The sequence below is a fragment of the Asanoa sp. NPDC050611 genome (genome assembly GCF_040654855.1).
GTDB lineage: Bacteria > Actinomycetota > Actinomycetes > Mycobacteriales > Micromonosporaceae > Asanoa.
Window position 1 is genome coordinate 1 of record NZ_JBFAIU010000695.1, and the last position, 1,233, is coordinate 1,233.

General features: G+C 72.1%; 2 protein-coding genes. Both read right to left on the reverse strand.

The window, feature by feature from the left end:
• Window positions 1-402: hypothetical protein (locus tag AB0H87_RS41890; RefSeq protein WP_360159463.1), on the reverse strand; the 402-nt coding region annotated here is incomplete at its 3' end.
• Window positions 403-474: 72 nt separating this feature from the next.
• Window positions 475-963, reverse strand: coding sequence for a roadblock/LC7 domain-containing protein (locus AB0H87_RS41895; protein ID WP_360159466.1), 489 nt, complete (start codon window positions 961-963; stop codon window positions 475-477).
• Window positions 964-1,233 lie beyond the last annotated feature (270 nt).

Genomic DNA, 1,233 nt, shown 5'->3' on the forward strand with positions numbered 1-1,233 from the left:
GTGCAACGCCACGTCGGCACGGCGCCGCTGCCCTCGACGGCCTGGTCGGACGCGACGACGGCGAAGTTCCTGACCGCCGACAAGTGGAGCCCGGCTGCGGTTGAGCGCGATGTAGAGGAACAGGCCCTTGCCCGCGCGCCCGGTCAGCAACCGGATCAGGTGGTACTGGTTGTCGAGCGTGATCAGGATGTCCTCGATCGCTTCCTTGAGGCCGAGCATCTCCAGCGTGCGCAGCTTCGCCCGCACCACGTCGGTGTTGCCGGCCGCCGCGACGGTCAGGTCGAGGTCCTTGCCTCCGCCGACGACGCCCAGCGACATGCCGCTGGTGTAGTCGACGAGCGCGACACCGATCGCGCCCTCGATCGTCATGCACTCCTTGAGTGCGGTGTCCATGTCTGCCATGAGCCTGTCCTCCGTTGTGTTCGGGTCTGCGGACCTGGGTCGTCGAAGCCGAACGACGACCCGGCCGGTGGTTCAGGACCGGGCTGCGCTGGGTCGGCCCGATCCGGTGGTGCGGGCGTTGCGGCGGGGCAGCGGTTCGCGCGCCGGCGGCGCCGGCGGCGGGTTGCCACCGGGGTCGCGCCCCGGGGGTTGGGCGTGCAGCGCCTCGACGAGCACGCCGAGGCGGTGTGCGACGGTGCGGGCGGCGCGGTGCAGCAGGGCCAGGTTGGCCTGGGGCATCGCGACCACGGTCAGCAGCGCGGCGCCGGCCGCGTAGCTGATCAGGCAGCCGCCCTCGGCCTGGATCACCGTTTCGCGGTGGCCACCGAGGCCGACCGTTTCGGCGAACCGTCGGCCGAGACCGACCGTGGCCGCCGCCATCGCGGCGATGGTGTCGGGCTCGACCTGGTCCACGTCGCTCGCGATGAGCAGGCCGTCGGGCCCGGCGAGGACCGACCCGACCACGTCCGGGACCTCGCGCAGCGCACGGAGCGCGGCGGCGATGGCGCGATCGGTGTCCACAGGCGGTATCTCTCCTTCGGTCTGGATGTCGTCTGCCGGACCCTCCGGCGGTCCGCGACTCATGCGTGGACCTCGCTTCGCGAGATCCGGCCTTCGAGCCGGCCGATTCGCTCGCCGCGCTCGCTCACCGGAGCGCCTTCAAAGCGGTGCGGATGCGCTTGAGCAGCGCCTCGTCGGCCGGGACGGGCGGTGCCGGTTCGCGCTCCGGTGGGTCCGGCATGGTTCCGAGTTCCAGGTGATCGGCACGCCGGCACCGAACCCCGACCTGAC